This is a genomic window from Cupriavidus sp. 05L411 (genome assembly GCF_056398045.1).
Genome location: NZ_JBFTOQ010000013.1, coordinates 61,728 through 81,742 on the forward strand (window position 1 = coordinate 61,728; position 20,015 = coordinate 81,742).

The following is a 20,015-nucleotide window of genomic DNA, read 5'->3' on the forward strand; positions in this document are numbered from 1 at the left end:
CGGCTTGGCGGACATGCGAGCCCGAATACGTCCATCAGCCAGGAAGCGCCGGATGCTCCGGCCCTGCGTGGGCTATAGTCTCTACCGTCGAAAACGGCTGCCAGCCTTAGTGGAGCAAATGAAAGTCAGAGTATGGATACTTGCATGCCTGCTGGTGTGCCTGGCGCAGTCCGGTTGGGCGCGTGCGGGAGAGATGGGCCGAGACATGGCCCGCGCGGACGGCTCGCGGATCCGCTACTACCTCAATATGCGAGATGCCTCCAGGCACGCGAACCAATTGCTGGTGGTGATCCAGGGCTCCGATTGCAACAGCGTAACCCGGGTCGAGGCAATCAACCGCTACGTCGTACGGGTACTGCCCGCAGCCGACGTCCTGACGGTAGAGAAGTTTGGTATCGATTCCAGCTTGCCTTACAGTGACGATCCCGAACGCGCGGATTGCCCGCCTGCCTATCTTCGCCACGACAGCCCGGCGCAACGCGCCGCGGATTTGGACACCGTCGTCACCGAAGTTCTACGCCAGCACACCTACCACCAGGTGGTCGCCCTTGGCGGCAGCGAGGGGGCTGTGGTCGCGCACCTGCTGGCGGCGCGATCGGATCACGTCACAGCAACCATCGCCTTCAATGGCGGTGGCCAGTGGTTCCTCGACGACGTGCTGCACAGCATCGCCAGTTCGCCCGCCAGCGCGCAAGAGAAGACCGAATCGATGCAGGGCATGCGTGATTTCGCCCACCATATCCGCACCGCCACGCCCAAGGCGCAGGCAAAAATAACGGCCAGCGGCCACGGCTACCGCTGGTGGCGCGACTCGCTCGACACGGATCAACTGGCCGTGCTGCAGACGAGCAGATCGCCGACGCTGATCATCCAGGCCGGCGCCGACGAGTCCGTCTCACCCGCCGCCGTCCTGGCCATGGTTGCCAGGCTCCATCAGGCGGGCAAACGCAATATCACCTACAAGACCTACCCGGCGCTGGACCACCGGTTTTTCGGACCCAATGGACAGAGCCGTTTTGCAGATGTCGTGAACGACATGGCAACGTGGTTGCAGGACGTAGGCATCGAGCCATGACGTTGCATCAGAGCCCCACATCGCCGGTTGATTAGCTGCTCGGCTATTCGAACACGACGCCACCAGCATTGCGCATGGCACTAGCCAATGCGCCATCGAAAGTAGCCAGTGCAGCACCATTGCGCAACGCGAGATCCAGATAGGTCGCGTCATAAGCCGTTAGCCTGTGCTCGCGCGCTAAGGCCATGACGACTTCACGGCGCTCCGCCGGCGCGGCAGAGTCGGTTGTGATCGGGAGACTGCCGAGTTTGCTGACAAAATCCGCGACCTGCGCTTCGGTCACAACTTTTCGCCGCTCCGCCACCAGAAGCGCATTGGCGGTCTCCACATGCCATAGCGTCGGCACAACGACCTCGTTTGAGGTCAGCGCCGAGAGCACCTTGTCGGCACATTCCGCCTGGATTTGGTCCGCTCGTTCAAATAGCCATGCAAGTGCCATAGATGCATCTAGCACCAGTGTCATCGGCGCCCCTCCTCTATCCAATGTTCAAGATCGGCCAGGGCGACACCCGTCACACGCCTGGTCGCGCGCATTGCGGCTACGGCTTCTTCGCCACTGTGGCGAACGTTGTCCGCGCTCGGCACCAGATCTGCAATCGGGCGTCCACGCTGCGTAATTGTGAACCGCTCGCCTTGCTCCACTTTCCTAAGCAACTCCGGGAGCTTGGTCTTGGCATCGTAAGAACCGACTTCCACAAACATGCCTGACTCCATCCAGTCTATAGACTGGTCTAGTCTAGTGGATCTGCTTCAGCATGTAAATGACTGCAAGCTGCGTGAACGGCTGCGTGCCTTCTGGCAAGGTCTATGCAGGGACGCGCAGGCTTGTGCATCCGAGCCATGGTGGTCTCCCTGGCGGTCTAGTGCGCCAAGGATAGCGCCGGTCGTCGAGACTTCCGTTGAGATATTTCAGATTCGAGGGGGACGATGCGCTGATCGTCCGTAGCCGAGGTCATGGCGACTCTGCGCAACATCACCCCATCAACGCATCCGCCACCAGATATTCCCCCTCCCATCCCAGCGCCAGCTGCCGGCAGCGCCCCAGCGCCACTGCCTGGCGCTCGAAATCCACCACCATCACCGCATCAGCCCAATGCGGGCGCGGCGGCTGCTCGGTGCTGCGGCCGTCGCTGAGCAGCCACAGCCAGCGCTGTTGCGCCGGGCGCCGTCGCGCGGCGTGGGCCAGCAACTGGGCGGCGCGCTCCATGCCGAGCGAGAGCGGCGTGCCGCCGCCGCCGGCGATCGGGCGGATCCAGGCTTCGCTCCATGGGCGGGCGCGTGCTGGCTGCAGGCGGACTTCGGCGCGGCCGGCGGCGAAGCACACCAGCGCCACCTCGGCGCGCGCCTGGTAGGCGCGTTGCAGCAGGCGCAGCAGCACGCCCTTGGCCAGCGCGAGCTGGCGGCCGTGCAGCATCGAGGCCGAGCAATCGAGCACGAAGCAATGCAGCACGCCGGCGTGCGCCTGCTGTGCGCGCCAGCGCAGATGGCTGGGCGCAAACGGCTGGCTGCCCTTGGCGGCCAGCGTCCGTGTCCAGTGGATGCGCGAGCTGCCCGGGCGGCCGTGCGGCGCGGGCAGACGTGGGGCGAAACGAGGGGCTTGCCACCGGTTGCCGCCTTGCCCGGGTTCGGCGGCGGCCTGCCGGTGGCTCAGGCTTTTTTTGCGGGCAGCGGCCTCACGCCCTTGACCGGGGCGATGCCGGCCGCAGTGCTTGCCGGCGCAGGCGGGAGTGCCCCCCATGGGTTGTTGGCGGCTGCCTCGCCCGCATTGCGGCCATCGCCATCGCCGCTGCCATTCGCGTTGCCATCGCCATCGGCCTGCCCACCGGCCTGCCCACCGGCGTTGGGCGGCGCCTGGCGCCGGTGGTGCAAGACCAGCTCCGCCACGGTGTCCACATGCGCGGGCACCACCGCCGCGTCGCACTGCAAGGCAGCCAGCGCGCGCGCCGCGCGCAGCATCACCAGGTCGGCTCGCACACCGTCGACGGCGGCGGCCAGGCACAGGTGGCTGACACGCTCGTGCACGGCATCGCTGAACGACAGCGCGGACAGCGCGGCGCGCGCCAGCCGCACCTGCCGCGTGAGCGTTTCCTGCTCGGTGGCAAAGCGAGCGCGCAGGGCCACCGGATCGTTGTCGAACGCGAGCCGGGCCTTGACGATCGCCTGGCGCTGCGCGGCGTCCGTGCAGTTCTCCAGCGCCAGCGACAGGCCGAAACGGTCCAGCAGCTGCGGGCGCAACTCGCCCTCTTCCGGGTTCATGGTGCCCACCAGCACGAAGCGCGCCTCGTGCTGGTGCGACACGCCGTCGCGCTCCACCACGTTGACGCCGCTGGCGGCCACGTCCAGCAACTGGTCGACGAGGTGATCCGGCAGCAGGTTGACTTCGTCCACATAAAGCACGCCCTGGTGCGCGCGCGCGAGCAGGCCGGGGGCAAAGCGGACCTCGCTCTGCTTCAGTACGTGGCCGAGGTCGAGCGTGCCGATCAGTTGTTCCTCGCTGGCACCGAGCGGCAGCGTGATGAACTGGCCTTCGGGCAGCAATTCCGCAAGGGCTCGCGCCGCGGTCGACTTGGCCGTGCCGCGCGGGCCGCTGACCAGCACGCCGCCGATGCCGGGGTCCACCGCGGCAAGCAGCAGCGCTTGCTGCAGGCGCTGCTGGCCGACCAGGGCGCTGAAGGGAAATGGCATGCGGGCGAGCCGGGCGGTTGCATTCATGAGGGGATTCCTTCGATTCCTTTCATTCCTTCGATTCCTTCGATTCCTTCAAGCGCCTGCTCGCTGTCGAGCAGTTGTTGTTCCAGTTGGGCGCGACGCTCGCCCGGCTCCTGCCACAGGCCGCGCTGCGCCGCTTCGAGCAGGCGCTCGCAGATGGCGTGCAGCGCGCGTGGATTGTGCTGGCGCAGGAAGGCGCGGGTGCCGGCGTCGTTCACATAGGCATCGGCCACCAGCGCGTACTGGTGATCGGCCACCACGCGGGTGGTGGCATCGAAGCCGAACAGGTAGTCCACCGTGGCGGCCATCTCGAACGCACCTTTGTAGCCGTGCCGCTTGACGCCGTCGATCCACTTGGGATTGACCACGCGCGCACGGATCACGCGGCTGATTTCTTCCTGCAGCGTGCGGATGCGCGGCGCCGCCGGGTTGCTGTGGTCGCCGTGGTAGATCGCTGGCTGCGCGCCGCCGAACTCGCGCGCGGCCGCCACCATGCCGCCCTGGAACTGGTAGTAGTCGTTGGCGTCGAGCAGGTCGTGCTCGCGGTTGTCCTGGTTCTGCACGACCGCGTCCAGGCTGGACAGGCGCTGGGCAAAGCTGGCGCGCGCCTCGACGCCATCCGTGCCTTGCCCATAGGCGTAACCGCCGGCATGCAGGTAGGCCTGCGCCAGATCGCTGTCGTCCTGCCAGTTGCGGCTATCGATCAGATCCTGCAGGCCGGTGCCGTAGCCGCCCGGGCGGGCGCCGAACACGCGCCAGCCGGCACGGCGGCGCGCCTCGGGAGCGGGCACGCCCTCGGCTTCCAGCCGCGCGCGCTCGCTCTCGATGCGGGCGCGCACGGGATTGACTTCGGCGGGTTCGTCAAGCTCCGCCACCGCCTGCACGGCGGCATCGAACAGGCGCATGACGTTGGCAAAGGCATCGCGGAAGAACCCCGACACGCGCAGCGTGACGTCGACGCGCGGACGGTCGAAGATCGCCATCGGCAAGATCTCGAAGTCGGTCACGCGGTAGCTGCCGGCCGCCCACTTGGGCCGCACGCCCAGCAGCGCGAAGGCCTGCGCGATATCGTCGCCGCCGCTGCGCATGGTGGCGGTGCCCCAGACGGACAGGCCAATGGACTGCGGATATTCGCCGTGCTCCTGCAGGTGGCGCTCGATCAGCTGGTTGGCAGACTTCAGGCCCAGCGTCCATGCCGTGCGAGTTGGCACCGCACGCGTGTCGACCGAGTAGAAATTGCGCCCGGTGGGAAGGACATCCGGCCGGCCACGCGAGGGCGCGCCGCTGGGGCCCGGCGGCACGAACTGCCCAGCCAGGCCACGCGACAGTTGCCGCATTTCCTGCGGGCCGCAGGCATCCAGGCGCGGCATCACGTCCTGGCGCAGGCGCGCGAGCACGGCCGAGGCCAGCGGCAAGGCAACGTCGCCAGCCGCCTCGCCAGCCACATCGCCGAGCAACGCCGTGGCCAGCATCTCAAGGCGCTCGCGCGTATCGCCATGATGGCGCCACGGCCCGCCGTCCAGCGTGGCCAGTTGCGCCGGACGCGGCCCTTGCCAGGGCGCGGACCAGTCGGCATCGAGCGGGTCGAAGCCATCGCCCAATGCCAGGTCGGCGGCCAGCGCCGCCAGCAAGCTGGCTTGCGCGCCCTTGCCGTCGCCCACCGGAAAGCGCCCGAGCGCGAGCAGCGTGTCGCGCCGCTGGCGGCCCTGCGGCGACACGCCGAAAACATGCAGGCCATCGCGGATCTGAGACTCCTTCAGCTCGCACAGGTAGGCGTCGGTGCGGTTGAGCAGCGCATCTTCTCCATCGCTATCCGCCGGCGCATCCAGCCCCAGTTCACGATGCAGCTGCTGGTCCACGATCAGCTTCAGGATCTCCTTGCGCAGCATCCGCGCGCGGCGCGGGTCCACAGCCAGCGCCTCGTAGTATTCGTCGACCTGCCGCTCCAGGTCCTGCAGCGGGCCATAACTCTCGGCGCGCGTGAGCGGCGGCATCAGGTGGTCGATGATGACGGCCTGCGCGCGCCGCTTGGCCTGCGCGCCCTCGCCCGGGTCATTGACGATAAAGGGATAGAGATGCGGCAGCGGCCCGAGGATGGCATCGGGCCAGCAGGTATCGGCCAGCGCCACGCTCTTGCCGGGCAGCCATTCCAGGTTGCCGTGCTTGCCCACGTGGACGATGGCGTCGGCGCCGAAGCTGTGGCGCAGCCAGAAGTAGAACGCCAGGTAGCCATGCGGCGGCACCAGATCGGCATCGTGGTAGCTGGCGTAGCTCTGGCTGCCTTGCTCGCCCGGCAGCGCGTATGCCCGGGCAGGCTGCAGCCCGACGAACAGATGCCCGCTGCGCACGCCGGCGATCATGAAGCGCCCTTGCCGCACCATCGGGTCCTGGTCCGGGCTGCCCCAGCGCTCGGCAAGGGCGCGCTGGTTGTCCGCCGGCAGGCGGCTCAGGTGCGCCAGGTAGTCGGCCATCGACAGGCTCTGGAACGCCGGGCGCAGGTCGCGGTGCGTCAGGTCGTTGGTGATGCCCTGCGTGAGCCCGCGCATCAGGTCGTCGCCATCGGCGGGCAGGCCTTCGCAGTGGTAGCCCTGCTCGCGCAGCATGCCGAGAATGCCCACTACGGAGGCCGGCGTATCCAGCCCCACGCCGTTGCCGATGCGCCCTTCGTTGGCCGGATAGTTGGCCAGCACCAGCGCCACGCGCTTGTCGGCATTGTCCAGCTGCCGCAGGCGGCACCAGCGGCGGCTGAGCTCGGCCACGAAGGCGATGCGCTCCGCGTCGGGCTGGTAGCGCACCACGTCGACCTCGGTATGGGGGCAGCGATAGGCCAGCCCCTTGAAGCTGACGGCGCGCGTGATGATGCGCCCGTCCACCTCGGGCATGGCGATATGCATGGCCACGTCGCGCGGGCCCAGGCCCTGGCTGTCCTGCAGCCAGTCCTCGCGGTTGCCGCCGCTCAGGATCACCTGCAGCACCGGCGCGTCGCCGGCGAGCGCCAGGGTTTCAGGCGCGTCCAGCGACGAGACGGCAAACGCCGTGGTGTTCAGCACCAGCGCCGCGCCGTGCCCGGCGCACAGATGCTGCAGCACCTCGCGGCACAGCGTGTCCTTGAGTGAATTGACCGCCAGCGGCAGCGGGTTCATGCCCTGTGCGCGCAAGGCGGCGATGAGGGCATCGAACACAGCGGTGTTGCCAGCCTGCAGGTGGGCGCGGTAGAACACCAGCGCCACGACCGGCGCATCGGCATGGCCATCCTGCGCCCACTCCCGCTGCCAGTCCGCCGCGGTGGCCACGCCGTGTGCTGGGTGATAGATCGCCGCCTGCGGCAGCACGCGCGGCTGCAGGGCGGGCTCGCCCCAGCCGAAAGCGTGATGCGCCAGGCAGCGGAAGAACTGCTCGGCGTTGTCCGCGCCGCCCTCGCGCAGGTATCGCCACAGGTTGCTGGCCAGCGCTTGCGGCGCGTTGCCGCGCCCGAGCAGGTTGGCGTCCTCGGCCAGGTCGCCGGAGAACATCACCAGCAGCTGGTTGCGCGAGCGCGCCAGTTCGGTGAGCCGCTCCAGGCCATAGGGCCAGTCGCTGTCGCCGCCAAGATGGTCGACCACCACCACGCGCGCGTGCTGCAGCACGTCGTCCACATACATGTCGAGCGAAGCCGGCTGGCGCAGGTACATCTGGTTGGCCAGCCGCACCGTGGGAAAATCTTTTCCCAGGCGCGGAAAGACGCCGGCCAGCAGCGACAGCGTGGTATCCGCCGCGCTGAGCACCACGATTTGCGCCGGGCTTTGTGCAATGCGCACCACGCCGGCGTTATCGTCGACGAAGCCGCCCGGACGGGTGGAAAGCAGGTGCATCGGGTGCCTGGGCTGGTGTGGACCTTATTCCCTATGCCTTGCGCCTTACGCCGTACGCACGGCGGCGGCGCTCAGCGCGGCCTCCAGGGCAGCCTGCAGCGTAGGCTGGTCAAGCGCCTGGCCGATCAGCACGATACGCGTGGATTGCGCCTCGCCCGGCAGCCAGCGGCGGTCGAAGTAGCTGTCAAAGCGCCGTCCCACGCCATGCAGCACCAGCCGCATGGGCTTGGCGGGTAGCTTGGCAAAGCCCTTGATGCGGTAGATGGTGTGGCTTTCCACCAGCTGGCGCAAGCCATCGATCAACGGGTCGCGGTCCACCTCGCCCAGCGCCACAACGACGGAGTCGAACTCGTCGTGATGGTGATCTGCGTGATCGGGATCGTCCGCCGAGCCGTGGTGATCCGGGCGCAGGTGAATGGTGTCTTCCGATGCGCGGTTCAGGCCCAGCAGCAACTCGATATCCAGCTTGCCGCCCTGCGCGCCGACGATCTTCACTTCGGCGGGGATCTCCGGGCGGATCAGCGCTTCCACGTCGGCGCGCTGCGCGTCGTCGATCAGGTCGGTCTTGTTGAGGATGACGAGGTCGGCCGCGCCGAGCTGGTCTTCGAACAGCGCATGCAGCGGGGACTCGTGATCGAGGTTGGGATCGGCCTTGCGCTGCGCGTCCACGGCGTCCGGGTCGGCGGCGAACTGGCCGGCCGCGGCTGCCGCGCCGTCCACCACGGTGACGACCGCGTCCACGGTGAAGGCGTTCTTGATGCTGGGCCAGTTGAAGGCCTGCACCAGCGGCTTGGGCAGCGCCAGGCCGGAGGTCTCGATCAGCACGTGGTCGATATCGCCGCGGCGCTCCAGCAATTGCTCCATCACCGGGAAGAATTCCTCCTGCACCGTGCAGCACAGGCAGCCGTTGGCCAGCTCATAGAGCTGGCCATTGCTCTGGCCGGATTCGTCGCAGCCGATGCCGCAACCCTTCAGGATCTCGCCATCGATGCCCAACTCGCCGAACTCGTTGACGATCACCGCAATGCGCCGTCCGTTGGCGTTCTCGAGAATATGGCGCAGCAAGGTGGTCTTGCCGCTGCCGAGGAAGCCGGTGACGATGGTGGCGGGGATTTTACGGGTCTGCATGGCGGATAAGGGAATTCAGCGCTGGCGCTGGGGTTGAATCGGGGCGCGCGATGCGCGGCGTGGCAGGCCCTTCGCAAGTTGTGTTTTGCGCAGCCGGCAATCAGTATCGACAAACGCAGTGTCGGCAAGCGGCGACGGGCCTGGCCGCGGCGAGGGGATCAGCATAAAGAGATCGCACGGTGCTGTCCACCCGCAGCGCGTCAGCGTGGCGCGGGCTGCCGCCGGCCACGGCCGCGCCACCACTCCGCAAAGGCGCCAGCGCCGACCAGCAGCAGCATCAGCGCAGCGGTCCACAGCGCCTCGCGCGGCGCCAGGCCACTTAGCGGGGCGGGCGCGGCGAGCTTGAGCACGCGGCTTTCGAGCAATTGGCCTGTCACTTGGCCGGTCGCGGGACGCGGCGCCGGCGCCGGTGCTGGCTGGGGCTTGGCCTGCCGGGCCGGCGGCGGACTCGCACGAGATGCGTCGGGCGGTGCAGCCCGGCCAGACGCCGCGGCCGGCGCGGCCGGCGCGGCCGGCTCGCGCCCCGGCATGGCTGTCGCCAGACGCTCGGAGAATTCGCGCAGCGCCTGCGTGGGCAGCCGGGCTTGCTGCCCCAGCCCGGCGATGTACTGCATCAGCACAGGATTGCCGCAGCTATTGGCCGAGCAGGACAAGCCGTCGCGATTGACCGACGCCACATAGCGCCGTGCCATATCGGCACGCTCGGCAGGCGTGAAGCGGTAGCTCCCCTGCCGGTCCACTTCCAGCAGCCGGGCCAGGATGCCCTGCCGTGCGTACGGGTTGTTTTGCGCAAAGAAAGCGTCCATGCCCAGGCCATTCTTGTCGGCCACATAGACGTCATAGGTGTTCTGCCAGAAGCTGCCGCTCATCTGCTCCGGGCTGGTGGCCTGGAAGCCGTAGAGATGCTCGATCTCCTTGAACATTTCGCGCGCGCCGGCATAGCCCGAGCGCTGCATGCCTTCGATCCAGCGCGGGTTCCAGTTGCGCGCGTTGAGCTCGGTGGCCAGCCAGGTACGGGCATCCACGGTCTGCTCTTCGCCGGCGCGGCGCAGGTTGTGCAGCCAGAAGCGCGGCGCCTGCCCGCTGACGGCACGCGTGGCCATGTTGAGGCCGCCGGCGTACTGGTAGGTATCGTCGTTGTCGAGCGCGCCGTAAAGCGTGCTGGCGCGCGAGAACAGCACGGCCTGGTTGGATTTGAGGTGGCTGGCCAGCGCCTGCGGCGCGGTCTCGCCCCAGCCCTCGCCGGAGAACGCAAAGTTCATGTAGCGCAGGTACTGCCGCGCCAGCGCGCCCGGCGGCTCGCCGGCCTGCGCCGCGTCCTTGCTCTGCTCCACCATCTGCTGCACGCCGATGCTGTAGTTGCCGGGCTTGGCGGCGAACACGCGGGCGCGGGCCAGGCGCGCGGCCAGTTGCGGCTCCACGCCGGCCGCCAGCAGCGTGGCCTGCGCTTCGCGGTCGTGGCGGCTGATGGCGTTGTCGCCGGCGGCGGCGGCCAGGCGCGCGGCCTTGTCCAGCAGCGCCACCTTGTCGCCGAAGCCGTCGCGGTAGATGCCGGAGATGGTGAACAGCACATTGACGCGCGGGCGGCCGAGTTCGGCATCGGGGATCAGGCGCACATCCTCCACCACGCCGCGCGCGTTCCAGACCGGCTCCACGCCCATCAGGTAGAGCGCCTCGCTCTCCATCGCGCCTTGGTGGCGCTCGGTCTCGCCGTACCACAGCACCATCGAGACCTGCTCGGGCGCCTTGCCGGTTTCCTCGCGATAGCGCGCGAGCGTCTGCGCGGCCAGTTGCTTGCCGAGCTGCCAGGCCGCAGGCGTGGGGATCAGCGCGCCGTCGAAGGCGTGCAGGTTGCGCCCGGTGGGCAGGCCCTGCGGGGTGCGCACGGGGTCGCCCAGCGGCGCGGTCGGCAGGTAGCGGCCGGACAGCACGGTCACCAGGCCATCCAGCTCGCGGCGCGGCGATTCGCGCAGATTGGCCAGCCAGGCGCGCGTACTGGACAGTGCAGCTTTTACCTTCTCCGCCAGCGGCGGCGGCAATGGCGCATCCGCGGCGCCGTCCGGCTCGCGGCCTTCCGCCAAAGCGCCGGCCCAGCGCGAGAGCGCGTCCTTGCCGAGCACCCGCGTCTCGCTCGCGTCGAACGCGCTTTCCAGCACGGTGGCCAGCGCCTGGCGCTGCGCATCCAACGGCGGCAGCTCGCCCAGCGTGTGAATGCCCAGCGGCACCGGCTCGGCTTCTACCTTATGCAAGAAGCGGTGGATCACCGGCTCGACCTGCTCCCATGGCGTGCCGGGATCCAGCCCAAGCTGGCGGTCCAGCCCGAGGGCGCGGATCTGCGCCAGCGCCTGCAGGCGGTATTGGTCCGCCAGCGCCGGGGAGCTGTCGGCGGCGGCCTCCTGCTGCTCGATCACCGCGTCGAGCTTGGCCAGTTTGTCCGGCCAGCCGGCGCGGGCGATCAGCGGGGTCAGGTGGCTGACCAGCACGGCGGCGCTGCGGCGCTTGGCCTGGATGGCTTCGCCGCCGCCGTCCTGGATGTAGTAGTAAGCGTTGGGCAGGTCGCCCAGCAACACCTCGGCGCTGTCGTCGCCGCTTTGCCCCACCTGCTTGCCAGGCAGCCATTCGAGCGTGCCGTGGCGGCCCACGTGGACCATCGCGTCCGCGCCGAAGGCGTGGCGATACCACAGGTAGGCAGCGATATAGGAGTGCGGCGGCGGCGTCACCGTATCGTGCGAGCTGTCCATCGCTCGCGCGAAGGTCGAGCGCAGCGGCTGCGGGCCAACGAACAGATTGCCGAAGCGCAGGCCCGGAATCACGAAATCCTGCCCGCCATGGCCATCACTCACCAGCATCAGCGGATTGCGCTCGGGCGGGCCCCAGGCGGCCACCACCGACTGGCGAAACGCCGCCGGCAAGGCATCGAACCAGCGCTTGTACTGCGCCATCGGCAGCAGCGTAACGCGGCCGCGCGACACCATCTCGGCCAGTTCGCCGGGCGACCATTCCTCCATATTGCGGCCATTGCGCTCCAGCAGCGCGGTCAGCTCGGCCGTGTCCGGCAGCGTGGCGCCCGTGCGGTAGCCCGCCTCGCGCAGCCGCGCCATGACCTGCACCAGCGAGGGCAGCGTGGCCAGGTAGCTGGCGCCGATATTGCCGCGGCCCGGCGGGTTGTTGTAGTAAAGAATGGCGACGCGCTTGTCCGCCGCGGGCTTGTCCTGCAGCGCGATCCAGCGCCGCACGCGGGCCACCGCCGCGTCTGCCCGCTCCGGCACGGCACGGCTGGCCTTGGCGCCGTGTTCGTCCTCCAGCGTGGCGAACAGGATCGGCTCCGAGGCGCCGGCCCGCTCGGGCGTGTTAAGCAGCAGCGGCAAGCGCTCGCCGCCAATGCCGCGCGCATCGGCCCGCCAGCCGGACTGGCTGTCGCGCGTGGCGATCAGGTTGATGGCATGCAGGCCGTGGCGCTCCAGCCAGGTCTTGTCCTCGGCGCGGCTGATGGTGAGGTTCAGCGTCAGCAATGCCCGCAGCGGGCTTTGGCCGTCGACCGTGAGCATCGGATCCAGCCCGGACAGCGGCCAGCCGAACACCGGCACCGCGCCGATGCCCTGGCGCTCCAGCGCCGCGATCAGCGCATCGATATGCGCGAGATCCTGCTGGCGATAGTTGCTGGCATAGAAGGCAATGCCGACCAGCGGTGCGCCGGCCGGCAGGCCGCTTGCACCGGCACGGTACCAGGCGAGATAGTCTTTGAGCGTGGCAAACGCTTGCGCTGCGCGTGGATGATAGACGCCGGCCGCGGGCAGCGGGCGCGGCGGCGGCACGGCGATAGCCTGCTCGCCGCGCACGGCGGCCACCAGCCATGCCATCCAGCCCGCGAGGTTATCGGCGCCGCCGGCGCTCCAGTAAGCCTCGGCGGCCTGGTTGCGCGCGGCGTCCAGGCCAACGCCCCAGGCGGCCTCGGCGGACGCTGCCGGCGCAGCCAGCACCAGCGCGCCGCGCTGCCGCGCCTGGCGCACGGCCGGCGCCATCTGGCGCAGCACGGCCGTGGGGACGAAGTACGCGTAGATGACATCGGCGGCGGCGGCCTGCGCGGCATCGGGCGCTGCCGTCACGGCGTCCAGCACCACCCTGCCCGGCCCGGCCAGCTCGCGCAGGCGCGCTTCGGCAGCGGGCAGCAGGTGCGTATTGGTGGTGACCAGCAGCACACGTACCGGGGCAGGCTGTCCGGGTTCGGCGGCGCGGGCATGGCCCGGGCCGCCGAGGCATGCGCACAGCAGCCCGAGCATCATCAGCAGCCAACGCTGCCACAGCAAAACCCGCCGCGCCGAAGCCATCAACGCGCGCCCGGGGCCGAGGCCGCGCCGGCCGCGGCGCCTTCCGGCACATACACCACGCTGCCATCCGGCAACTGGTAAGCCACGCCCAGCCGGGTGCCCTCGCCCGTCTTCTGCCGCGGGGACATCTTGCTGACCTTGACCTCCTTGCGGTTCTTCTCCAGCCATTGCAGCTCGCCGGTGCGCGGATCGCGCTGGACCAGGGTGAACTGCGAGTCGGGATTGAGCAGCTGAGTCAGGCTGAACGCTTGCGTGAGCGCCACCATCAGGCCCACGGCAAAGACGATGGAGGCATCGAACAGGTTGGCCACGCCGGCCAGCGGGTCTTCCCGATGCACCGAGGCAAGCTCGCCCAGCGCGCGGCGCCGCCGCACGAAGCGCCGCCGCCTGAACTGGTGTCCCTGGCTCTCGTCCATCAGGCCTGGGTCCCGGCCAGATGGATGGCGGCGCGCGTGTGTGCCGCGGGCGCCACTGGTTCGGGCATGGCCCGCAGCACCAGCTCGCACAGGTTTTCCATTTCCTTGAGATCGCTGCGCGCCCAGCGCTCGCGCGTGAGCGTCAGCACGTAGGCGATGCCGCCCAGCACCAGCCCGCAGACGACCGCGCCAAAGCCGATCACCAGGTGGTTGACCATGCCGGCCATGTCGCCGCCGAGCAGCGATTGCAGCGCCGGCCCGAGCGGGATGATGGTGCCGGCCAGGCCCAGCATCGGCGCGATGCGCACCAGCGTGCGGGTCAGGTCAAGCCGGTTGGCCACGCGCATTTCCTCGCGCTGCAGCGTTTCGTCCAGCCACAGGTCAAGGTGTTCGTGCGAATCGAGCCGGGCGAGCCGTTCTTCCAGCATGCCCCAGAAGCGGGCTAGCGAAGGCGACAGCAATGCCGCGTCCAGATGCGCCCGCGTGCCATTTTGCAGGCTGGAGGCCAGCGCGTTGGCCAGCGCGGGGAGATCGCTGCGCGGCGCCACGGCGCGGCGCCGGGACTGCACGATCAGGCTGCCGAGATCGGCTAGCGAGAGCACGAACAGCACCAGCAACGCCAGCGCGACCGGCCAGAAGAACGCCGTGGAAAGGCGGAAGAAAATCTCGGTGACGACGCTTTCCATTGTGATTGGCGGCAGTTGGGTTAGGCGGATCGGCGGGCCACAGCCAGCCCCGGCGCAGTATTGTACGTCGCAGGCGCCCCCTCATCCCAAGCCAGGACCCGCCTGCGATTACCTTGCCGCCAAGGCCTCAGGGCCAGCTGTCGCGCGCATACACGCCCGACTGCGCGCGCAGCCGCGCGGCGCGTTCGGCCACCCGGGCATCCGTGTAGAACGGCGGGTCTGCCAGTACCAGGCCGTTCTCCCGGGCTTCTTCCACCAGGATCTGCAGGTACTCGGTCATGTGCGAGGCCGTGTAGTCGTTGGTGTCATGAAAGCTCACCACGATCGGCACCACGCCCCCCGTGGATGGCAGCCGCTGCTCGGCGATGGCCACCTTGACCTGCGCGAGCTCGCTATTCATATGGGAGCGGCGACGCAGGCTGATATGCCAGCCGTAGATCTTGCCGTCGCGCGCGTTCACGTCCGACATCAGCATGCCCAGGCCGAGCTTGCGATAGACCGCCTGCACCGCATCGTTGTAGGCCCAGTTGGGCGGGCGTACCAGTTGGGCCGCGCCGCGGCATTGCGCGATGATGTCGGCCTCGCCCGACAGCAGCGACGCCTCCAGTTCTTCGGGCGACATGCGCGTGTGCGAGAGATGCCCGATCGGCAACCCGCTATGCACCGCCAGCCGATGGCCGGCGAGGCAGGTAGCGTGCATCTGCGCTTTGCCGGCCTCACCGCCGCCGCGCCTCGGGTGGGCGGTCTGCACGAAGAAGAGCGCTTTGATGCCCGGCGTCACCGGGTTATCGGCAAGCTGGCGCAGGATCAGCGGCGTGCTGCCATCCTCGCCGGCATCGGGGCCGTCGTCGAACGTGAGCAGGAAGCGGATGGGCGGGAGTGGCCGTTGCGCGCGCAGGGCGGCCAGCTGGATCGCGGGCAGCGCGCTCGCGGACATGTCGGCGAGGGCTGCCGGCGCGGCCACGCAGGCGAGACTCAGGCTGCACGCCAGGGTCCCGGCGGCGAGACGAACAATATGGGAAAAGCGCATGCGGGGCGTCCGGTTCGCCACTTCGGGCGCTCTTTGGCGCGCTGCGCGGGCAATCCGGATGAGTCTCAAGCAAAGAAAACGGGGACGAACCGCAGCCATGTGCGCGAACCGCCGCAGCGATCGCCGTGGCCCCGGCAAAAAGCAAGATGGCATTGTGCCATATCGTGTTGGCGCGCTTTTGCGCTGGCGCAGCCGAGCCCGCGCAGCGAAAAAAGCCAGGCCATGAGACATGGCCTGGCGGGCAAATCGGCAGCAGGGGGCACTGCTGCCTGCGGGTAAGGGACGCCGTTTTGGACACCCCGGCCAACAGGTTAGCGGCTCCCCCATTTTGCAAACGCAAACAACTGTGTCACTGCGCCTCACCCATTTGGCAATCCGCCAGACGATACACCTGGCGCGCGCGTGGATCGCACGGTCCGGCTCTGTCAAAAAGTGTGAAAGACAGCGGCAATGCGCAAAGCGCACAGGCATGCAGCCGAGCCAGCATCGGACGGCCATGAAGCTCTCGCTGCCACCCGGCGCAAATGTAAACAATTGTGAACGCCGAGCCGGAGCTGGCTCAGTAGGTTTCGTCCGCGGGATCGATCATCAGGTGAAGTTGCCTGGCAAGCTCGGCCAGCACCGGCTCGTCCGCGCTGCGAATCATCCATCCCGCGTAGGCGTCCGCCTGCGTGTCCCAGCACCACAGCGTAAAGCCAGCCGCTTGCAACGAGACCTGCGCGATCGCCATCAAGCCGGGCACATCCTTGCCCGCGAGGAAGGCCGCCGCGAGCGGCTCGGGCGCGCCCCAGTCCACGCGCAGGCCGACCCGGTCGCACAAGGCTTGCACACCGCGCACCACGGCGGCCGTGTCTTTCCATTCCACGTAGAAGCCCGCGGCGCCGATCGCTTCGGTCAGCGGCCATAGCAGCATATGGCCCTCGCAGCCGGTCTCGGTGCGCGCAAGCGCATGCTGGAACGCGGTCCAGTAGTTGTCCGCGGCATCCTGGTCGTGCAGAGAAATCAGCAGGATCAGCTCGCGCACGGCGTCCTGCGTTTCACTCGGGAGCACAGTGGTCATAGGCTTCTGGCAGGTTGGGAACACAGGGAACGGAAGGGGTTCGATGCTGGCAGGCCACAGCGTGATGCCGCGAGCCGACGCGGTGGTTGACTCGGATGCTGGAGCCTTGTGCGAGCATCCGAGTGGCTGAACGTCTGGCGGTGCTTTGCCCAACGCCGAGAAAATGGCAGCCCCCTATTCTGACAAAGGTTGGTGCGAGGCGCTACTACACATACACATGGAAGACGCATTGAAGGCGCGCTGATCGTCTCGCAAGACCAGCCCATACGCATTGCCTTACGGCACGAAAAACGCAAAGTTTAGGACGTGTCCTATTCGGCGGAAAAAGCCGGAAGAAAAAGATTGCCAAGCGCGCGCCGCCTTTGTTACCCTTCGCCCCGTTATCGCTTCGGAGTCATCTCCATGGACAGTTGTTCTAGTTGGCCTTACGGCCAAACCTTGAACGGCTAGGCAAGTCCAGGCGTCTTACCGCCACTGCCTAGCCGATACCGGCGGGTAGTGGTCCGTTGCACGGGTTCTCCGTGCGACCCCCTCCCAGTTCGTTGCAAATGCCTGCGGCTATCCCGCCGCGAGAATGCGTTCGTCCGCAGTTTCGCGATGCGTTATCCGCCGCTGCCTGCGCGCGCCGTCGAGCGTTAGCGCAAGGAGGCCCCATGCCGTCCATCTTCATCGCACAACATGCCTTGCTGGCGCTGCAGATCCTGCGCTGCCACGCCGGCGGGCCAGGCAGTGCCGCCGTCCTCCTGCTCACGCTGGCCCTGCCTCCCGCGCGCCGTGCCGCAGCGCGTCATGACGCCGCACAGCGGCCCCGGCCGGGCTGACGCGCGCGCCGCTGTCACGCTCACCGCATCCGGCAAAGGCGGCGCGCCGCGCCCGCCTTTGCCGCTCCTCGCCTCACTCCAGCATCGCTGCCCGGCACGCCGGGACTTTTGGGAAACCGCACCGATGAACCTGATGAAAACGCTCTTCGTCGCCTTCCTGCGCACGCGCCGGGCGACCCACCACTTCCGCCGGCTGGCGATGTTCGAGTCGCTGGGCAAGCCGGGGCCGTTGCGCACCGTGCCAGAGCAGTTGGCACAATCGCTCAAGCGCGCCGCGCGAGAGGACGTGCCGGCCGTGCTGGTACGCATGCACTCCCACGAGGACGGCCTGACCAGCGCCGAGACGGACGAAAAGCTCAAGCAGTTCGGCCCGAATGAAGTGGACCATGAAAAGCCGCTGCCGGCGTGGCTGCACCTGTGGCATTCGTACAGCAACCCGTTCAATCTGCTGCTGACACTTCTGGCGGCGATTTCCTACTTCACCGAGGACATGAAGGCGACGATTGTCATCGGCACCATGGTGACGCTGTCCACGCTGCTGCGCTTCGTGCAGGAGCGGCGCTCCAACCAGGCCGCGGAAAGCCTCAAGGCCATGGTCAGCACCACCGCCACGGTGATCCGGCGGGACCTTTCGGCCGGCGTCGCCGCCTTCAGCGCGGAGTACTTCAACGTGCACGTGCATTCCCGCCCGCCGCACAAGATCGAAGTGCCTATCCGCAAGCTGGTCCCTGGCGACCTGGTCGCGCTCTCGGCCGGCGACATGATTCCCGCCGACTGCCGCATCATCGCGGCCAAGGACCTGTTCATCAGCCAGGCGGCCATGACGGGCGAATCGCTGCCCGTGGAAAAATTCGCCGAGCTGCGCGATCGCCACGACAGCCCGCTGGAGCTCTCCAACATCGCCTTCATGGGTACCAATGTGGTCTCGGGCGCCGCCACCGCCGTGGTGCTAGCCACCGGCAACCACACTTACTTCGGCACGCTGGCCGAGCGCGTCACCAGCACCGACCGCTCGGCCACGGCCTTCCAGGCTGGCGTCAACCAGGTGAGCTGGCTGCTGATCCGCTTCGCGCTGGTGATGGCGCCGCTGGTGCTGCTGGTCAACGGATTTACCAAGGGCGACTGGACGCAGGCCTTCCTCTTTGCCTTGTCCGTCGCGGTAGGGCTCACGCCCGAGATGCTGCCGATGATCGTGACCTCCACGCTGGCCAAGGGCGCGGTGATGTTGTCGCGTCGCAAGGTCATCGTGAAGCGGCTCGACGCGATCCAGAATTTCGGCGCCATGGACGTGCTGTGCACCGACAAGACAGGCACGCTGACGCAGGACAAGATCGTGCTGGAGCGCCACACCGATGTGCTGGGCCGCATCAGCACCGACGTGCTCAAGCACGCTTACCTGAACAGCTACTACCAGACCGGCCTGAAGAACCTGCTCGACCGCGCGGTGCTCGATCACGTGGAGCTGCAAAGCGAGCTGAAGCTGACGCAGCATTACCGCAAGGTCGATGAGATCCCGTTCGATTTCGAGCGGCGCCGCATGTCGGTGGTGGTGGCCGAGCGCGAGGATCACAACGAGCTGATCTGCAAAGGCGCGGTGGAGGAAATGCTGGGCATCTGCACGCGCGTGCAGATCGATGGCGCGGCGCAAGCGCTGGACGCCGACATGCTGGCGCGCGTGCGCCAGGTGACGCACGACCTCAACGAGGAAGGCTTGCGCGTGGTCGCGGTGGCCATGAAGGAAACGCCCACCACGCAAACGCAGTACGGCGTGGCCGACGAATGCGAGCTGACGCTGGTCGGGTACATCGCTTTTCTCGATCCGCCCAAGGATTCCACGCTGCCCGCGCTCAAGGCGCTGGCCGAGCACGGCGTCACCGTGAAAGTGCTGACCGGCGACAACGAACTGGTCACCGCCAAGATCTGCCGCGAAGTGGGGCTGCCCGTCACGCGCGTGCTGCTGGGGCCGGACATCGAGAAGATGGACGCCCCAACGCTGGCCCGTGCCGTGGAAGATCACAACGTATTCGCACGCCTGTCGCCGCTGCACAAGGAGCAACTGGTGCTGGCGCTGCGCGCCAACGACCACGTGGTTGGCTTCATGGGTGACGGCATCAACGATGCGCCCGCGCTGCGCGCGGCCGATATCGGCATCTCGGTAGACAGCGCGGTGGATATCGCCAAGGAAGCTGCCGACCTCATCCTGCTGGAAAAGAGCCTGATGGTGCTGGAAGAAGGCGTGATCGAAGGCCGGCGCACCTTCAGCAATATGTTGAAGTACATCCGCATGACGGCCAGCTCCAACTTCGGCAACGTGTTCTCGGTGCTGGTGGCCAGCGCCTTCCTGCCCTTCCTGCCGATGCTGCCGCTGCAACTGCTGGTGCAGAACCTGCTGTACGACGTCTCGCAGATCGCGATTCCGTTTGATCGCGTGGACAAGGAACTGGTGGCGCGGCCGCTGCGCTGGAACCCGGGCGACATCGGCCGCTTCATGGTGGTCTTCGGCCCGATCAGCTCGATCTTCGACATCACGACCTATGTGGTGATGTGGTACGTGTTCGCCGCCAACAGCGTGGAGGCGCAGGCGCTGTTCCAGTCCGGCTGGTTCGTGGTCGGGCTGCTCACGCAAACGCTGATCGTGCACATGATCCGCACGCCCAAGCTGCCGTTCATTCAGAGCCGCGCGGCGTGGCCGCTGACGTTGGCCACGGTGGCCATCATGGCCGTGGGCATCTGGCTGCCAATGGGCCCGCTGGCGGCGTACTTCAAGCTGGAGGCATTGCCGCCGGGCTATTTTCCCTGGATGATCGGCATCGTGCTGGGCTACGCCCTGCTGGTGACGGCGGTCAAGCGATTCTATATCCGACGCTTTGGCTGGCAATAAGCTTTGGGCGGCGCCTATCGCGATGCTTGC

At 67.9% G+C, this 20,015-nt stretch carries 14 protein-coding genes; 3 read left to right on the forward strand and 11 right to left on the reverse strand.

From position 1 onward, the window contains the following. Window positions 1-205: 205 nt before the first annotated feature. Entirely contained in the window at window positions 206-1,075 is an 870-nt protein-coding gene (locus tag AC1DQR_RS17390; RefSeq protein ID WP_477133437.1) for an alpha/beta hydrolase, read from the forward strand. Between the two features lie 43 nt (window positions 1,076-1,118). Here the strand turns inward: AC1DQR_RS17390 and AC1DQR_RS17395 are convergent, their stop codons facing one another. The 11 genes from AC1DQR_RS17395 to AC1DQR_RS17445 all read right to left on the reverse strand — a co-directional run bounded on the left by AC1DQR_RS17395 (window position 1,119) and on the right by AC1DQR_RS17445 (window position 16,283). Next, entirely contained in the window at window positions 1,119-1,538 is a 420-nt protein-coding gene (locus AC1DQR_RS17395; protein WP_416053079.1) for a type II toxin-antitoxin system VapC family toxin, read from the reverse strand. Then, window positions 1,535-1,777, reverse strand: a complete 243-nt coding sequence (locus AC1DQR_RS17400) for a type II toxin-antitoxin system Phd/YefM family antitoxin (protein ID WP_416053080.1) — start codon at window positions 1,775-1,777, stop codon at window positions 1,535-1,537. The genes AC1DQR_RS17395 and AC1DQR_RS17400 overlap by 4 nt, the downstream gene beginning before the upstream one ends. A 271-nt stretch (window positions 1,778-2,048) precedes the next feature. Further along, window positions 2,049-2,813 carry a vWA domain-containing protein gene (locus tag AC1DQR_RS17405; RefSeq protein ID WP_416053081.1) on the reverse strand — a complete coding sequence of 255 codons (765 nt, stop codon included), beginning with the start codon at window positions 2,811-2,813 and terminating at the stop codon, window positions 2,049-2,051. After that, window positions 2,723-3,787: a magnesium chelatase ATPase subunit I gene (locus tag AC1DQR_RS17410; RefSeq protein ID WP_416053082.1), complete on the reverse strand. Its 1,065-nt coding sequence runs from the start codon at window positions 3,785-3,787 to the stop codon at window positions 2,723-2,725. The genes AC1DQR_RS17405 and AC1DQR_RS17410 overlap by 91 nt, the downstream gene beginning before the upstream one ends. Beyond that, the gene (cobN, locus tag AC1DQR_RS17415; protein ID WP_477133438.1) at window positions 3,784-7,635 is read right to left on the reverse strand and encodes a cobaltochelatase subunit CobN; all 3,852 of its coding nucleotides are present in this window, start codon (window positions 7,633-7,635) and stop codon (window positions 3,784-3,786) included. Before cobN ends, AC1DQR_RS17410 begins: the two co-directional genes overlap by 4 nt. 45 nt (window positions 7,636-7,680) lie before the next feature. Beyond that, window positions 7,681-8,763 (reverse strand): cobalamin biosynthesis protein CobW, encoded by a 1,083-nt coding sequence (gene cobW, locus AC1DQR_RS17420; RefSeq protein ID WP_416053084.1) that lies wholly within the window; start codon window positions 8,761-8,763, stop codon window positions 7,681-7,683. Window positions 8,764-8,963: 200 nt separating this feature from the next. Continuing rightward, window positions 8,964-13,091: a cobaltochelatase subunit CobN gene (locus tag AC1DQR_RS17425; RefSeq protein ID WP_477133439.1), complete on the reverse strand. Its 4,128-nt coding sequence runs from the start codon at window positions 13,089-13,091 to the stop codon at window positions 8,964-8,966. Next, the gene (locus tag AC1DQR_RS17430; protein ID WP_416053086.1) at window positions 13,091-13,507 is read right to left on the reverse strand and encodes a DUF2149 domain-containing protein; all 417 of its coding nucleotides are present in this window, start codon (window positions 13,505-13,507) and stop codon (window positions 13,091-13,093) included. The genes AC1DQR_RS17425 and AC1DQR_RS17430 overlap by 1 nt, the downstream gene beginning before the upstream one ends. Next, window positions 13,507-14,193 carry a MotA/TolQ/ExbB proton channel family protein gene (locus tag AC1DQR_RS17435; protein WP_416053087.1) on the reverse strand — a complete coding sequence of 229 codons (687 nt, stop codon included), beginning with the start codon at window positions 14,191-14,193 and terminating at the stop codon, window positions 13,507-13,509. Before AC1DQR_RS17435 ends, AC1DQR_RS17430 begins: the two co-directional genes overlap by 1 nt. Before the next feature lie 127 nt (window positions 14,194-14,320). After that, on the reverse strand, window positions 14,321-15,223 hold the full coding sequence (locus AC1DQR_RS17440; protein ID WP_477133440.1) for a polysaccharide deacetylase family protein: 903 nt from the start codon (window positions 15,221-15,223) through the stop codon (window positions 14,321-14,323). A gap of 559 nt (window positions 15,224-15,782) precedes the next feature. After that, the gene (locus AC1DQR_RS17445; protein WP_416053089.1) at window positions 15,783-16,283 is read right to left on the reverse strand and encodes a DUF6630 family protein; all 501 of its coding nucleotides are present in this window, start codon (window positions 16,281-16,283) and stop codon (window positions 15,783-15,785) included. A gap of 653 nt (window positions 16,284-16,936) precedes the next feature. On the opposite strand from AC1DQR_RS17445, the gene AC1DQR_RS17450 reads away from it, so the two are divergent. Beyond that, entirely contained in the window at window positions 16,937-17,104 is a 168-nt protein-coding gene (locus AC1DQR_RS17450) for a hypothetical protein (protein ID WP_416053090.1), read from the forward strand. Window positions 17,105-17,228: 124 nt separating this feature from the next. After that, window positions 17,229-19,985, forward strand: coding sequence for a magnesium-translocating P-type ATPase (mgtA, locus tag AC1DQR_RS17455; protein WP_416053091.1), 2,757 nt, complete (start codon window positions 17,229-17,231; stop codon window positions 19,983-19,985). Window positions 19,986-20,015: the final 30 nt, after the last annotated feature.

Excerpts from the sequence above, each read along its gene's own strand:
- mgtA (WP_416053091.1), top strand. The coding sequence starts at position 17,229 with ATGAACCTGATGAAAACGCTCTTCGTCGCCTTCCTGCGCACGCGCCGG.
- AC1DQR_RS17440 (WP_477133440.1), bottom strand. The coding sequence starts at position 15,223 with ATGCGCTTTTCCCATATTGTTCGTCTCGCCGCCGGGACCCTGGCGTGC.
- AC1DQR_RS17435 (WP_416053087.1), bottom strand. The coding sequence starts at position 14,193 with ATGGAAAGCGTCGTCACCGAGATTTTCTTCCGCCTTTCCACGGCGTTC.
- AC1DQR_RS17395 (WP_416053079.1), bottom strand. The coding sequence starts at position 1,538 with ATGACACTGGTGCTAGATGCATCTATGGCACTTGCATGGCTATTTGAA.
- AC1DQR_RS17410 (WP_416053082.1), bottom strand. The coding sequence starts at position 3,787 with ATGAATGCAACCGCCCGGCTCGCCCGCATGCCATTTCCCTTCAGCGCC.
- AC1DQR_RS17425 (WP_477133439.1), bottom strand. The coding sequence starts at position 13,091 with ATGGCTTCGGCGCGGCGGGTTTTGCTGTGGCAGCGTTGGCTGCTGATG.
- AC1DQR_RS17445 (WP_416053089.1), bottom strand. The coding sequence starts at position 16,283 with ATGACCACTGTGCTCCCGAGTGAAACGCAGGACGCCGTGCGCGAGCTG.
- AC1DQR_RS17400 (WP_416053080.1), bottom strand. The coding sequence starts at position 1,777 with ATGTTTGTGGAAGTCGGTTCTTACGATGCCAAGACCAAGCTCCCGGAG.
- cobN (WP_477133438.1), bottom strand. The coding sequence starts at position 7,635 with ATGCACCTGCTTTCCACCCGTCCGGGCGGCTTCGTCGACGATAACGCC.
- cobW (WP_416053084.1), bottom strand. The coding sequence starts at position 8,763 with ATGCAGACCCGTAAAATCCCCGCCACCATCGTCACCGGCTTCCTCGGC.
- AC1DQR_RS17390 (WP_477133437.1), top strand. The coding sequence starts at position 206 with ATGGCCCGCGCGGACGGCTCGCGGATCCGCTACTACCTCAATATGCGA.
- AC1DQR_RS17450 (WP_416053090.1), top strand. The coding sequence starts at position 16,937 with ATGCCGTCCATCTTCATCGCACAACATGCCTTGCTGGCGCTGCAGATC.
- AC1DQR_RS17405 (WP_416053081.1), bottom strand. The coding sequence starts at position 2,813 with ATGGGGGGCACTCCCGCCTGCGCCGGCAAGCACTGCGGCCGGCATCGC.
- AC1DQR_RS17430 (WP_416053086.1), bottom strand. The coding sequence starts at position 13,507 with ATGGACGAGAGCCAGGGACACCAGTTCAGGCGGCGGCGCTTCGTGCGG.